This is a genomic window from Actinacidiphila oryziradicis, from assembly GCF_005047355.1.
Lineage (GTDB): Bacteria > Actinomycetota > Actinomycetes > Streptomycetales > Streptomycetaceae > Actinacidiphila > Actinacidiphila oryziradicis.
This window is the reverse complement of the sequence record NZ_SUMC01000009.1, coordinates 1-12,861: the sequence shown is the minus strand read 5'-3', so window position 1 is coordinate 12,861 and position 12,861 is coordinate 1. Positions and strand designations below refer to the sequence as shown.

Genomic DNA, 12,861 nt, shown 5'->3' with positions numbered 1-12,861 from the left:
CCGTCAGAACTTCAGAACCGTCAGAACTGGACGACCGGGCGGACCTCGACTGCCCCGTTCCAGGCCGCCGGGATCTTCGCCGCCGTCGCGATTGCCTCGTCGAGGTCGGCACACTCCAGGACGTAGAAGCCGGTCAGCGCCTCTTTGGTCTCGGCGTACGGGCCGTCGCTGGTGATCACATCCCCGCCCTTGCCGTCAGGCACCCGCACGGTGGTGGCGGTCGCGGTGGGGTACAGCGCGTGGCCACCCTTCATGATGGCTGCGGCCGCCTGGCCGAAGGCGGCGTACTCCTTCATCTCCTCGGCGTACTCCGGCCGGGTCCAATCGACATCAGCGGTGTAGGTGAGGGCGATGTAGGTGGGCATGGGGTCGCTCCTTGGATCCGGGTCGGCGCCGAATCGCCGACTCCACTGTAAGGACGAACGGCGGCGGCCGGTATGGACAGATGGCAGCGACCAATTTCGCCACGTGTTGCCGACAGCGAGAGGCGACATCGCAATGAGCGTCATGGGCGACGCGGCCATCGTGCTCACGGCGCCCGATCGTCAGACCGGGGTGTGGCCGGAGGGCATCCCGGAGGGCATGCCAGGGGTGGCCGCCGAGCTGAGGCGGTGGCGGATCGTGGTGCGGAGGGGGTCGTCGTCGGGCAGGCCGAGTGCGACGGTAATGGCCAGGGCCCGGGTCCAGGCGTCGTGGGCGGCGCCGGGCTGCCGGGCGCTGTGGTGGCTGTCGCCGAACCAGAAGGAATGTGCCCGACTTGCCCTCGATCAGGAAGAGCGCGGCAAACGCAAGGAAAACAAGCCGCCCCGCCGCATGGTTGCCCAGCTGGTGATCACTCTCATGGTCATGGGCGGAATCGCCGTCTGGATCGCCTGAGCCGGGATCACTGCTCGCGCAGATCTTTGACCCGGCGGATCTTGCCGACGGACCGTTCCAGGGTGTCGGGGTCGACGATCGCCACGTCGACGGTGATCCCAACGCCGTCCTTGACGCCCCTGGCGATCGCCGAGGCGGCGGCCTCCCGCTGTTCCGGGCCGGTGCCGGGGCGGGCCTCGGCGATGACGGTCATGTGGTCCATGCGGCCCCGGCGGGTCAGTTGCAGCTGGAAGTGCGGCGCGACGCCCGTGGCGCGCAGCACGATCTCCTCGATCTGGCTCGGGAAGACATTCACCCCGCGCAGGATGATCATGTCGTCGCAACGGCCGGAGATCTTCTCGATCCGGCGGAAGGCGGGGCGGGCGGTGCCGGGCAGCAGCCGGGTCAGGTCCCGGGAGCGATAGCGGATGACGGGCAGCGCCTCTTTGGTGAGTGAGGTGAGGACCAGTTCGCCGGCCTCGCCGCCGGCCATCACCTCGTCGGTGAGCGGGTCCACGATCTCGGGGTAGAAGTGGTCCTCCCAGACGTGCAGGCCGTCCTTGGTCTCCACGCACTCCTGGGCCACGCCGGGGCCGATGACCTCGGAGAGGCCGTAGATGTCGACGGCGTGGATGTCCAGGCGGTCCTCGATCTCGCGGCGCATCTCCTCGGTCCATGGTTCGGCGCCGAAGATTCCGACCTCCAGGGAGGTGGTGCGCGGGTCGATGCCCTGGCGCTCGAACTCGTCGAGCAGAGTGAGCATGTAGGAGGGGGTGACCATGATGATCTCGGGCCTGAAATCCTGGATGATCTGTACCTGGCGGGCGGTCATACCACCGGAGGCGGGGATGACGGTGCAGCCGGCCCGCTCGGCGCCATAGTGCGCGCCGAGGCCGCCGGTGAACAGCCCGTACCCGTAAGAGATGTGCACCTTGTGGCCGGGGCGGCCGCCCGCGGCGCGGATGGAGCGGGCTACGACATCGGCCCACATCGACAGATCGTTCTCGGTGTAGCCGACGACGGTCGGGCGGCCGGTGGTGCCGCTGGAGGCGTGGATACGGCGGACGTCGGCCATGGGGACGGCGAGCATGCCGAAGGGGTAACTCTCCCGCAGATCGGCCTTGGTGGTGAAGGGGAACCGGGCCAGATCGTCCAGGCCGCGGCAGTCCTGCGGGCTGACCCCGGCCTCGTCGAACTTCCTGCGGTACAGCTCGACGTTGCCGTACGCATGCTTCAGCGTGGCCTGGAGGCGAGTAAGCTGATGCTGCCTCAGCTCCGGTCGGCTCATCCGCTCACCGGCGTCGAGGAGCCCGGCCGGGAGCGGGGTGCCCAGTCGGCGCCCGGGGACTGCCGGGGCGGTCCGATTGCTGCTCATCGTGATTCCTCCAGACCGTTCCTAATGCGAGGCGGGCGCAGCGCCCCGCGCGAGACTGTCACCGCTGTTCATCATCGGTCTCCCTGCCTGCTCCGTCGAGTTCCTCCGGGGTGCACGGCCCCCTCCGCCGCACACCCCTTCCACCACTTTTCCCCGAATGGCCGGGGCCCCGTCCCCAGGCCGTTCCGTTAGACATGCCGGACCGGATGACCGCTTGGCGACAAGGAGTTCGACGCATGAACGTACGCATGTACCGGGGCACTGCCGCGGCCGCCGTGGTTACGCTGGCCTTGGTGGGCCTGCTCGGCTGCGGCTCGGCAGACCAGATCGACGGCGCCGGGCGGGCAGGCCGGAGCGAGTCGGCCACGAGCGCCCTGCGGAAGACCAGTGAAACGTCTCCTGCCGCTTCCACCACGCGATCCGCCACGGCGACAACGGCCGCCGCCGGGTCCGATGTCAGGGCGTGCTTCGACGGGAGGTGCGAACTCGCCGTATCGAAGCCCACGGGCTTCGCCGTCGACCACCGGTTCGGGATCAATAGGGTCTCGATCACGCGGATCACTGCCGATGACGTGTCGATGACGGCCACCGGGCCTGGCATCTTCCTGGGCGCCCAGACCGGCCCGGGCGGCGTCTGCACACTCAACGGACTGACCATTCAGGTGAAGTCGATCAAGCACGGGACAGCCGTTCTCGTCTTCTCTCCCAATCGGTAGAACCCAAGAACGCGAGAACCCAGAACCCAGAACCCAAGAACCTGAAAACCCGGGAAGCACCCTGTCAGGTGGACGGCAGTCGGGTGGCGGCCGAGCGGGCGAGGCCGACGGCCAGCTCGCACGGCCGGTCCTTCGGGCCGGCCCCGGGCGGCCGCAGGGTCGTCTCCAGCTCCCTGGCCGCACCGCGTCTCTCCTCACCTGTGACCGGAACTCCGCGGCGGCTGAGCCGCAAGCCGTCTCCGGGCCGCTGCGGCAGGACCTGACCGCGGGCTTCACAGGGTGTTCACCTGGGCGCGGCGTCGGTCGCCGCGGGCGGGTAGTCCGGTGCTGTCCGGGCGCCCCGCTACTCCTGGGCGTGCCGGATCGCGTCCAGGACGATATGGGCGACGTGGTTGTCGGAGAGCGAGTACTCGATCTCGCGGGCATGGCGGCGGGCGGCGACGATCCGCGAGGAGCGCAGCACGCGGAGGTGCTGGGAGACCAGGGGCTGGCTCACGCCGAGGGCGGTGACGAGTTCATGGACATGCTTGCTACCCCCGGACAGCTCGCTGACTATGCCCAGCCGGACGGGCGAAGCCAGCGCGCGCAGAAGCTCGCTGGCAGCCTGCAAGGCCTGTATGGGTTCCTCCGGGGATGAGGTTGTCGTCACATGCGCACATTAGCATGTGAGAACGACTTTCAGTTGTCGGCCGGTTTGCCTGCCGGTTTGTCTGCGCCGGTTTGCCTGCCGGTTTGTCTCCGCCGGGGACGGTCAGTGGTCGTCCCAGTGGTCCTGGTGAGCCGCGTGACGGTGCCCGTCGTGCGCGTAGTCCATATGGTCGTCGTGCGGCACGGCGACATGCCCACACTGCGGGCCGTGCTCATGGGAGTGCCCCTCGTGGACCGAGTGCTCCGCTCCCGCGCACTCGTCTACATGGTCGTCGTGCACGCGGTGGATGTGGCCGTCGTGCGCATAGTCGGTGTGATCGCCATGCGGGACCGCGACGTGACCGCAGCCGTCACCGTGGACGTGCGCATGACCGGCGTGGGGGCGGTGGTCAGCAGCAGTGGACATGGTCGAACTCCTCACTCGGGCCGCCGGAAGGCCGGCGACCGGACCGGTCAATGTATTGCCACATTAGGATATGGCGACTTCTGCATGTGTTCCACCGCGCCACACCGAAGCGCCTCCAAGGACGGTCAAAAAAATGGCAACGCTTTTCATCTCTACCTATCGTCCTACGCGCCTGGGCAACGGTCCTGGTCTCGCCCGCCTGGTGGCGGCTTCCCGACGAAGACCGTGACGCCCCCCGCTCCGGTGTCGAACCCGCCTACTGGACCAACCGGCAGGTCCGCCGCAGCGGCCTGTGCCTGTCCTGCTGGATGCGCGAAAGCAAGCCCGACATCCTGGCCTGCGACGGTGGCGGAATGCGCCCCACCGAGGGTCGGCGGGACGAGGCCGTGCACGTCGCGGCGATCCGCTTCGACGGCCTGCGCTTCGGTGCGCCCAACGCACGGTGAGTGACCTTGCCGGAGGCCCGTGTCGGGCTGAACAGCCTGCCGGCCCCGGAACCAGGCGAGCCTCTAACGGTCCGCAATCGGGTGGTCGGCGGCTTGCGCGGCCCACGAGGCGAGGATGCGCAGACGGTCGTGGCTGGGTGTGCCGGGCTCGGCGGTCAGGGTGATGAGCTGCTGGTCGGGGTCGTCGGTGGAGGTGAGGAAGGACCAGTCGAGGGTGAGCGGGCCGACAACCGGATGGTTCAGCGTTTTCGTGCCCGATCCCGCGCCACCCACATAGACCTGTACGACAAGGACGAATACGTCACCCCCGCCGTCGCCAAGCTCACCGAGTTCTTCGGCAAGGACCTGGCCGAGTGACTACCCGCCACTTCGGACCCACGGGCAGCAGAGGCAGCCATAGGCCTACATTCTCGCTCTGCCGACGCCCCACCGAGGCATCCGGCTACGCCGACGTCCAGCACACCGTCGAACTCACCGGCACCTGCCCCGACTGCACGCGCGTCAGGCACACCACGCACACCGACAACACGACCTGACCCGGCCCGACCGCCGAGGTCGAGCCGAGCTCACTTCCGGCCCGGCGCGGCGGCCCCGGCGCGGTGTCAGAGGCTCAGCCGGTACGGCAGCATGCAGACGACAACGTCGGTGCGGGCCCTCAGAACGGTGGCCAGGAGGATGCCACGCTGATTCTGCAGGATCTCGTACCGGCGGTGCTTGGGCTCGACCTCGGGGATGAGTACGGCGATCTGCCGTCCGCCGCTGCCCGCGTGCTGGACGTACTCGACGATGGGCTCCACCAGGGAGCGGTGCGGGCTGTCGAGGATATCCAGCCGCACGCCCGGGTTCCAGCGGTCCCAGGTCTCGCGCAGGGCCTGCGCCTTGTCGGGGTCGGCATGGACGGCGACCGCGACGACCTCGTCGCCGAGGGCGAGAGCGGCCGTCAGCGCGTGCTGGGCGAGCTTGCTGACGTCACCGATGGGGACGATGACCAGACTCTTGGCGGTGCGCAGTGGCAGGGGCGGGATCTTGCCGAGTTCCAGCTCCGCGCCGACGGCTGTGTAGTAGCGCTGGATGCGGGCGAACATCAGCATCAGCAGCGGCACCGCGACGACGACCACCCAGGCGCCTTCGAGGAACTTGGTGGTGAGCAGGACCAGGCAGGCCAGGGTGGTCAGCAGGGCGCCGGTGCCGTTGACCACCGCCCGGCGCAGCCACCCGGGCGGACGCTGGACCGCCCAGTGGCGTACGAGCCCGATCTGGCTGATGGAGAAGCCGATGAACACGCCGATGGCGAAGAGCGGGATCAGCTTCTGGGTGTTGGCCCCTACGGCGATGAGCAGTGCGGCCGACAGCAGGGCCAGGGCCAGCACGCCGTACCGGTACACCGGCCGTTCCGCGCGCAGTCCGAACAGGTGAGGCAGCCGGTGGTCGCGGGCCAGCAGGCTCATGAGCACCGGGAGGCCGCCGAAGGAGGTGTTGGCGGCGAAGAGGAGGACGAGGGTGACGACGATGTTGGTCGCGTAGTAGGCCCAGCCGGTTCCGTACGAGCCGGCGGTGAGCTGGGCCAGGACCGTCACACCACCGCGCGGGGCCACATGGTCGCGGCGGATCAGGACCGCCAGCCCGACCAGCATCAGCCCGAGCAGCGCACCCAGCATCAACTCGGTGCGCTGGGCCCTCTTGACGCGTGGCTCGCGGAACGTGGGCACCCCGTTGGCGATGGCCTCGACCCCGGTCAGGGCGGAGCAGCCGGCCGAGAATGCCTTCAGGATCAGCAGGACGCCCAGTGCCTCGGTGGCGTGCACGGGCTGGGCGCTGCCGACCATGGCTGCGGGGTGCGAGCGCAACAGCCCTATGACGACGATGCCGAGGATGCTCACGATGAACAGCACCGTCGGCAGCATCAGCACCCGGGCGCTCTCGGCGATGCCCCACAGGTTCACGGCCGTGAGCAGCACAAGCCCGATCAGGCAGACGGCGAGCAGGTGCGAGGAGAGGGCGGGGAATGCGGAGGCCAGAGCGGCGGCGCCTGCGGCGAGGCTGACAGCGACGGTAAGGACGTAGTCGACGACCAGGCTCGCCGCCGCGAGCAGGCTCGTGCGGGCCCCGAGGTCCTTCTTCGCCACCGCGTACGCCCCACCGCCGTCCGGATGGACGGCGATCACCTGCCCGTAGGAGACCACCAGCACCGCTAGCAGGGCGGCGATCACCAGGGTGATCGGCAGCGTCGCGGTCAGCGCCCCGGTCCCGGCGGCAACCAGGACGAGCACGATCGCCTCGGGCCCGTACGCGACCGAGCTCAGCGCGTCCAGCGACAGCGCGGCGAGCCCCTCCAGACTGGTCAGGCGGTGCTTGTCGCCTTCGCCGTGCCGCAGCGGAACCTTCGGCCGCACGTCGCGACGGGCCAGGCCGAACGTCATAGAGGACCTCGTTGGTGCCGGGGGCGGGGGCTGTTCGGGACAAGTCTGACCGGGCCCGCCGTCACGCCGCGTCAAGGATGCGCCAAAGGATCGCGGGCCGGCATCAGGGAAGCATCAAGATCGCCGAGCTTCGCCGTCCCCTCGCTCGACTACGCCGACAACCGCCCCTTTCGCTCCCACGCTCCAACGGCCCGATTGTCCAGCGGACTTGTAAAGTCATTCCGCCTGTTCAGAGTGGCCTTGGCGGCCGATTCCCGGCTGTACCCGGCCCACGTCGAGGATGCGTTCGCAGAGGGGCAGGGCAACGGGGGCCTCGTGCCCAGCCTCCGGTGCGGCCTGTTGGGCCAGTCAATGGGCGAGGCGGCTGCGGTTCTCCATGAGCCACGGGTGCTCGGGCCCGAGCACCCGCTCACGCCCGATGACGAGTCGCGGCATCACGTCCACGGCTTTGTCCCGCGCTCTGGGACACCACCGTGAGCGTCAATGCCGTGGGCATGATCGGCATCGAGAAGCCGTTCGCCGTCCTCGACGGTTGTTGTGGACGTGGCGGCCAATCAGGCTGGTGAACCGTTTCCACGTCGGCTGAGCTTTCCCACCGCGTCAGAGTCCCGTTAAAGATGGGCCAAACGGCATCAGGGAGACGTCAGTGCCAAGGACGCGGGCTCCTGGCACGCCTAGCGTGGGTCGTATGGGTCGTATGGGTCGTCTGGGTCGTATGGGACGCCGAACCGCTCGATCCTCCGCAGCGTGCCGTCGGCAGCACAACGGCGCCGGGACGCCGGCTGTCCGGGAAACCGCAGTCGACCGCCGCTGGCGGGTGCATGCCCGGCACGCGGTGTACTGCGCGGTGGGGTTCTCCGGGGTGGCGATGCTGCTCGACCAGGTTTCGGGCGGCTTTACGCTACCGCGCGCCGGGATGTGGGCCGCGCTGGGCGCCATGGTGTTCGCCGTACTCCTGCCGCCGCGCGTGACGGCGGCCGAGGGGTGGCTGGCGGTACGGGGAGCCGGGCGCGAGCGGCGGGTGCGCACGGACGCGCTGTCGGTGGTGGAGCTGTACGGCCAGGTCGCGCAGCGGTTGGTGCTGTGGGACGCCTACGGCGGGCGGTTGGACCTGAATCCCCGGGTCCTCGCCGCCAACCCGCTGCTCTGGCACCTGCTGGACACCGGTGCCCGCCGCTCCCGTGAGCGCGGGACGCTGCGGTCCGGGACGGACGTGCTGCGGGAGTTGGGGGAGTGGATCGACGGGGAGACGGCCCGGGCAGTCCTCGGGACCTCGGGGCTGGAGTAGCAGCTGGAGTAGGTGCCTGCGTCGCCTGGTGCGCTCACGGTTCGAAGCGATAGCCCAGGCCGGGTTCGGTGATGAGATGGCGTGGGTGCGCCGGGTCCGGTTCCAGCTTGCGGCGCAGGCAGGCGACGTAGACGCGCAGGTAGTTGGTCCGCTCCTCGTGTTCGGGGCCCCATACCTCCCGGAGCAGCCGGCGACCGGTGACCAGGCGGCCGGGGTTGCGCAGCAGCGGGGTGAGGAGCCGCCATTCAGTGGGGGTGAGGTGGAGCGGCTCACCGTCGCCCGAAGCGGGCACGGCGGTGTAGGCGCCCAGGTCGATCAGCCAGTCCGCGAGGGTCACGGTGCCCGGTTCGTCGATGGCCGGCGGGCGGCGGAGTACGGCGCGGAGCCGGGCGAAGAGTTCCTCCATCAGGAACGGTTTGGTGAGGTAGTCGTCGGCTCCGGCGTCGAGCGCGGCGATCTTTTCGGTGGTGTCCGTCCGCCCGGAAAGCACGATGATCGGCAGCGAGGTCCACACCCGCAGGCCGATGATGACGTCGATGCCAGGCACATCGGGCAGGCCGAGGTCGAGGAGAATGGCATCGGGCGGCTTGCGCGCGGCCAGTCGCAGGGCGGTGGTGCCGTCGGGGGCGGTGGCCACGTCGTAGTGGCGGGCCTTGAGATTGATGTCCAGGGCCCGGGTCATCTGCGGTTCGTCGTCGACGATCAGGACGCGCCTCACGCCTGTACCTCCTCGATGGCCTCAGTGGCCTCGTCGGCCTCACCAGCGTCAGCACCCTCAGCGCCCTCGGCACCCTCAGCGCCCTCGGCAGCAGGCAGGGAAAGGACCATGGTGAGGCCGCCGCCGGGGGTTTCCTCGGGGGTGAGGGTGCCGCCCATGGCCTCGGCGAGTCCCCGGGAGAGGGCGAGGCCGAGGCCGAGGCCGGTGGTGTTGTCGGTGTCGCCCATGCGTTGGAAGGGCTCGAAGACCCGGTCCCGGTCCTCGGGCCGGAGTCCCGGGCCCTGATCGACGACGCGCAGCTCGACGCGGGAACCGAGGGCGCTGGCGCTCACCAGGACGTCCTTGCCGCTGGGGGTATGGCGTACGGCGTTGGCCACCAGGTTCGCGACGACCCGCTCCAGCAGCGGCGGGTCGGCGACCACGTCGGCGGTCTTGGCCAGCCCCTGGGTGACAATGCCCACCGGGCTCTCGGGCAGGGTGTCCAGGGCCAGCGGCAGTACGTCGGCCAGCGCGGTGGGCTGCCGGTGCAGAGTGAGGGCGCCGGCCTGGAGGCGGCTCATGTCGAGCAGGTTGTCCACCAGGCGGTTGAGCTTGGCCAGCGACTCCTCGGCGGTGGCGAGCAGTTCGTCGCGGTCCTCGTCGGAGAACTCCACATCGCGGCTGCGCAATGAGCTGACGGCGGCCCAGGTGCTGGCCAGCGGGGTGCGCAGGTCGTGGCTGACGGCGGCCAGCAGCGCGGTGCGCATCCGGTCGCCGGCCTTGACGGGTTCGATCTCGGCGGCGGCCTCGGCCAGCCGGGCCCGTTCCAGGGCGGCGGACACATGGGCCGCGAAGGCGATGAGCACCCGGCGTTCGGACGCGGCCAGGGTGCGGCCCCGCAGCACGAGCAGGCTGTCCTGCCCGACTGGGACTTTCACGGTGGCGGCCCCGTCGGCTTCGGGTTCCGGTGCGCCGGCCTTGTCGACCAGTACGGCGGAGTCCATACCGAAGGCCTCTCTCGTACGCTCCAGCAATGCCGCCACGGCCTGGTCGCCCCGGACGATGCTGCCGGCCAGCGAGGACAGGGTCTCGGCCTCGGCGGTGGCGCTCGCCGCGCGCCGGGACAGGCGCAGCGAGCGGTCCACGATGGCGGCGACGGTGACGGCGACCACCGCGAAGACGGCGAGGGCGAGCGCGTTGTCGGGCGTACCGATGCTGAACTGGCCGATGGGCGGGATGAAGTAGTAGTTGAGCAGCAGCGATGTGGTGATCGACGCCAGCAGGGCGGAGAGCACGCCGCCGATGCAGGCCACGCCGACGACGGTGAGAAGGAAGAGCAAAGCCTCGCTGGTGAGGTTCAGATGCCCGCGCGTGTTGCTCAGCACGGCGGTCAGCAGGATGGGAAGGACGAATCCGGCCACCGGTCCGGCGACCCGGCGGGACATCGGCAGAGCGTTGGCGGAAGAGGGCAGCAGACGGCCGCGTCCGGCCCGTTCGTGGGTGACCCGGTGGACGTCGATGTCGCCGGAGAGTTCGGTGGTGATCTCGCCGACGCCGGGCCCGGTGAGGAAACGCAGCAGCTGGCCCCGGCGGCTGGTGCCCATGACGAGCTGGGTGGCGTTCTCGGCGCGGGCGAAGTCCAGCAGGGCGGTGGGGATGTGGTCGCCGACGACGGAGTGGTAGCTGCCGCCGAGGCTCTCGATGAGTTCCCGCTGTTTCGCGAGGGCGGCGGGTGAGGCGTCGGCGAGGCCGTCGCTGCGGGCGATGTGCACGGCGAGCAGGTCGCCGCCGGCGGAGCGGTCGGCGATCCTGGCCGCCCTGCGGATCAGTGTCTCGCCCTCCGGGCCGCCGGTGAGGGCGACCACGACCCGCTCACGGGTCTCCCACACCCCGCCGATGCCGTGCTCGGAACGGTATCGCTGCAGGGCCTCGTCCACCCGTCCGGCGACCCAGAGCAGAGCCAGTTCCCGCAGCGCGGTCAGATTCCCGACCCGGAAGTAGTTGGCGAGCGCGGCATCCACCTTCTCCGGGGCGTAGATGTTGCCGTGCGCCATCCGGCGGCGCAGGGCCTCGGCGGGCAGGTCCACCAGCTCGATCTGGTGGGCGTGGCGGACGATCTCGTCGGGGACGGTCTCGCGCTGCGGGATTCCGGTGATCTTCTGGACGACGTCGTTGAGCGACTCCAGGTGCTGGATGTTGACGGTGGTCACGACGTCGATTCCGGCCTTCAGCAGCTCCTGGACGTCCTCCCAGCGCTTGGCGTGGCGCCCGCCGGGGACGTTGGTGTGGGCCAGCTCGTCGACCAGCGCCACCTGCGGCTTGCGGGCGAGGACCGCGTCGAGGTCCATCTCGGGGAAGCTGCTGCCCCGGTACTCCCGTTCTGCCCGGGGCAGCATCTCCATGCCGCCGAGCATGGCTACGGTGTTCGGGCGCTGGTGGCACTCGGCGAACGCCACCACCACGTCGACACCGCGGGCGGCCCTGCGCCGGCCCTCGTCCAGCATCCGGTAGGTCTTGCCGACGCCGGGGGCTGCCCCCAGGAAGACCTTGAGCCTGCCGGACCGGCAGCCCGGCGTGTCGGCTGCGCCTGGGCCTGCGGCTGCGGCTGCGCCTGTACCGACGGGATACGTCACCCGGAGCCCTCCTTGTGTTAAGTGCCGATCCGCCCGGCCGGGCAGAAGGTTTCTGCGCGACCGGGCAGCGTGACGTATGCGTTCGTCTCGTTACTTCAGGTCGGCGAGCGCCAGATTGAGCTTGACCACGTTTACGTAGTCCTGGCCGAGGAAGCCGAGGACGCGTGAGTGGACCTGGTCGGCGACGAGTTTGTGTACGGCCGTCGCGGACAGCCCGCGGGCCTTGGCGACCCGGTTGACCTGCTCGTAGGCGTACGCCGGGGAGATGTCCGGGTCGAGACCGGAGCCGGAGGCGGTGACCGCGTCGGCGGGGACCTTGGAGGCGGGTACCCCGTCGAAGGCGGCCACCGCGGCCTTGCGTTCCTTGATGGCCTTGATCAGGACCGGGTTGTTGGGGCCCAGGTTGGAGGCACCGGAGAGCAGCGGGTCGTAGTTGCCGGCGGAGGGGCGGGGCTGGAACCACTTGGGGTCGGGCTTGGCGACCTCGTTGGCGTTGTTGGGGTTCTTCTTGGGGAGGTTGAAGTTCTGGCCGATCAGGCTGGAACCGACGGTCTTGCCGCTCTGCTTCACCAGCGAGCCGTTGGCCTGGCCGGTGAACGCCGCCTGGGCGACCCCGGTGATCAGCAGCGGGTAGGCGATGCCGGTGAGCACGGTGAACACCAGCAGCATCCGCAGGGCTGCCAGGTGATTCCGGAGCACCGAGGAAAGGGGGCTGGACATGATGGTTGCCTTCTGTCTCGGTCAGCTGAGTCCGGGGATGAACTGGATGACCATGTCGATCAGTTTGATGCCGACGAACGGCAGGATGAGTCCGCCCAGGCCGTAGACCAGGATGTTGCGGTTGAGCAGCGCGGCCGCCGAGGACGGGCGGTAGCGCACTCCGCGCAGGGCGAGCGGGATCAGCACGACGATGATCAGCGCGTTGAAGATGATCGCCGAGGAGATCGCCGAGGTCGGGCTGTGCAGGCGCATGATGTTGAGCTTGTCCAGGCCCGGGTAGGCGGTGGCGAACATGGCCGGGATGATCGCGAAGTACTTCGCGACGTCGTTGGCGATGGAGAACGTCGTCAGCGCGCCCCGGGTGATCAGCAACTGCTTGCCGATCTCCACGATCTCGATGAGCTTGGTGGGGTTGGAGTCCAGGTCCACCATGTTCCCGGCCTCCTTGGCGGCCGAGGTGCCGGTGTTCATGGCCACGCCGACATCCGCCTGGGCCAGCGCGGGCGCGTCATTGGTGCCGTCGCCGGTCATCGCGACCAGCTTGCCGCCCGCCTGCTCGCGCTTGATCAGCGCCATCTTGTCCTCGGGCGTCGCCTCGGCGAGGAAGTCGTCGACCCCGGCCTCCTCGGCGATCGCCTTGGCGGTCAGCGGGTTGTC

At 69.6% G+C, this 12,861-nt stretch carries 14 protein-coding genes and 1 pseudogene; 5 read left to right on the top strand and 10 right to left on the bottom strand.

From position 1 onward, the window contains the following. Positions 1-20: 20 nt before the first annotated feature. Complete coding sequence (locus tag FCI23_RS12255; RefSeq protein WP_136723550.1) at positions 21-365, bottom strand: YciI family protein; 345 nt, start codon at positions 363-365, stop codon at positions 21-23. A gap of 133 nt (positions 366-498) precedes the next feature. Between FCI23_RS12255 and FCI23_RS12250 the strand changes: the two genes are divergently transcribed. After that, positions 499-876, top strand: coding sequence for a hypothetical protein (locus FCI23_RS12250; protein WP_136723549.1), 378 nt, complete (start codon positions 499-501; stop codon positions 874-876). A gap of 7 nt (positions 877-883) precedes the next feature. On the opposite strand, the gene paaK is transcribed toward FCI23_RS12250, so the two are convergent. Beyond that, positions 884-2,230: a phenylacetate--CoA ligase PaaK gene (gene paaK, locus FCI23_RS12245; protein ID WP_136723548.1), complete on the bottom strand. Its 1,347-nt coding sequence runs from the start codon at positions 2,228-2,230 to the stop codon at positions 884-886. A gap of 236 nt (positions 2,231-2,466) precedes the next feature. Between paaK and FCI23_RS12240 the strand changes: the two genes are divergently transcribed. After that, on the top strand, positions 2,467-2,946 hold the full coding sequence (locus FCI23_RS12240) for a hypothetical protein (protein ID WP_136723547.1): 480 nt from the start codon (positions 2,467-2,469) through the stop codon (positions 2,944-2,946). 343 nt (positions 2,947-3,289) lie between these two features. On the opposite strand, the gene FCI23_RS12235 is transcribed toward FCI23_RS12240, so the two are convergent. Together FCI23_RS12235 and FCI23_RS12230 are read right to left on the bottom strand one after the other, a co-directional pair. Then, a complete protein-coding gene (locus FCI23_RS12235) occupies positions 3,290-3,595 on the bottom strand; it encodes an ArsR/SmtB family transcription factor (protein WP_136723546.1) in 306 nt (101 codons plus the stop codon). A 102-nt stretch (positions 3,596-3,697) separates the two neighbouring features. Continuing rightward, entirely contained in the window at positions 3,698-4,000 is a 303-nt protein-coding gene (locus tag FCI23_RS12230; RefSeq protein ID WP_136723545.1) for a hypothetical protein, read from the bottom strand. Between the two features lie 308 nt (positions 4,001-4,308). On the opposite strand from FCI23_RS12230, the gene FCI23_RS12225 reads away from it, so the two are divergent. Beyond that, complete coding sequence (locus FCI23_RS12225; RefSeq protein WP_211265292.1) at positions 4,309-4,446, top strand: hypothetical protein; 138 nt, start codon at positions 4,309-4,311, stop codon at positions 4,444-4,446. A 171-nt stretch (positions 4,447-4,617) separates the two neighbouring features. On the opposite strand, the pseudogene FCI23_RS63660 reads toward FCI23_RS12225, so the two are convergent. After that, positions 4,618-4,719, bottom strand: a pseudogene (locus tag FCI23_RS63660) (transcriptional regulator); the annotation flags it as partial. An 80-nt stretch (positions 4,720-4,799) separates the two neighbouring features. Between FCI23_RS63660 and FCI23_RS12215 the strand changes: the two are divergent. Then, on the top strand, positions 4,800-4,982 hold the full coding sequence (locus FCI23_RS12215) for a hypothetical protein (RefSeq protein ID WP_136723544.1): 183 nt from the start codon (positions 4,800-4,802) through the stop codon (positions 4,980-4,982). A 66-nt stretch (positions 4,983-5,048) separates the two neighbouring features. Here FCI23_RS12215 and FCI23_RS12210 read toward each other — a convergent pair whose 3' ends face one another. Beyond that, positions 5,049-6,866, bottom strand: coding sequence for an APC family permease (locus FCI23_RS12210; RefSeq protein ID WP_136723543.1), 1,818 nt, complete (start codon positions 6,864-6,866; stop codon positions 5,049-5,051). A 715-nt stretch (positions 6,867-7,581) separates the two neighbouring features. Between FCI23_RS12210 and FCI23_RS12205 the strand changes: the two genes are divergently transcribed. After that, positions 7,582-8,154, top strand: coding sequence for a hypothetical protein (locus tag FCI23_RS12205; protein WP_322973821.1), 573 nt, complete (start codon positions 7,582-7,584; stop codon positions 8,152-8,154). Between the two features lie 34 nt (positions 8,155-8,188). Here FCI23_RS12205 and FCI23_RS12200 read toward each other — a convergent pair whose 3' ends face one another. From FCI23_RS12200 to FCI23_RS12185, 4 genes are all read right to left on the bottom strand, one after another. Then, positions 8,189-8,872 carry a response regulator gene (locus FCI23_RS12200; RefSeq protein ID WP_136723542.1) on the bottom strand — a complete coding sequence of 228 codons (684 nt, stop codon included), beginning with the start codon at positions 8,870-8,872 and terminating at the stop codon, positions 8,189-8,191. Then, positions 8,869-11,391, bottom strand: coding sequence for a sensor histidine kinase (locus tag FCI23_RS12195; RefSeq protein WP_246143681.1), 2,523 nt, complete (start codon positions 11,389-11,391; stop codon positions 8,869-8,871). The genes FCI23_RS12200 and FCI23_RS12195 overlap by 4 nt, the downstream gene beginning before the upstream one ends. 183 nt (positions 11,392-11,574) lie before the next feature. Next, complete coding sequence (gene kdpC / locus FCI23_RS12190) at positions 11,575-12,204, bottom strand: potassium-transporting ATPase subunit KdpC (protein ID WP_136723541.1); 630 nt, start codon at positions 12,202-12,204, stop codon at positions 11,575-11,577. A 21-nt stretch (positions 12,205-12,225) separates the two neighbouring features. After that, on the bottom strand, positions 12,226-12,861 hold a 636-nt coding region (locus FCI23_RS12185; protein WP_136723540.1), incomplete at its 5' end, for an HAD-IC family P-type ATPase.

Coding starts and splice junctions, on each gene's coding strand:
- FCI23_RS12255 (WP_136723550.1), bottom strand. CDS start 365: ATGCCCACCTACATCGCCCTCACCTACACCGCTGATGTCGATTGGACC.
- FCI23_RS12250 (WP_136723549.1), top strand. CDS start 499: ATGAGCGTCATGGGCGACGCGGCCATCGTGCTCACGGCGCCCGATCGT.
- paaK (WP_136723548.1), bottom strand. CDS start 2,230: ATGAGCAGCAATCGGACCGCCCCGGCAGTCCCCGGGCGCCGACTGGGC.
- FCI23_RS12240 (WP_136723547.1), top strand. CDS start 2,467: ATGAACGTACGCATGTACCGGGGCACTGCCGCGGCCGCCGTGGTTACG.
- FCI23_RS12230 (WP_136723545.1), bottom strand. CDS start 4,000: ATGTCCACTGCTGCTGACCACCGCCCCCACGCCGGTCATGCGCACGTC.
- FCI23_RS12225 (WP_211265292.1), top strand. CDS start 4,309: ATGCGCGAAAGCAAGCCCGACATCCTGGCCTGCGACGGTGGCGGAATG.
- FCI23_RS12210 (WP_136723543.1), bottom strand. CDS start 6,866: ATGACGTTCGGCCTGGCCCGTCGCGACGTGCGGCCGAAGGTTCCGCTG.
- FCI23_RS12205 (WP_322973821.1), top strand. CDS start 7,582: ATGGGACGCCGAACCGCTCGATCCTCCGCAGCGTGCCGTCGGCAGCAC.
- kdpC (WP_136723541.1), bottom strand. CDS start 12,204: ATGTCCAGCCCCCTTTCCTCGGTGCTCCGGAATCACCTGGCAGCCCTG.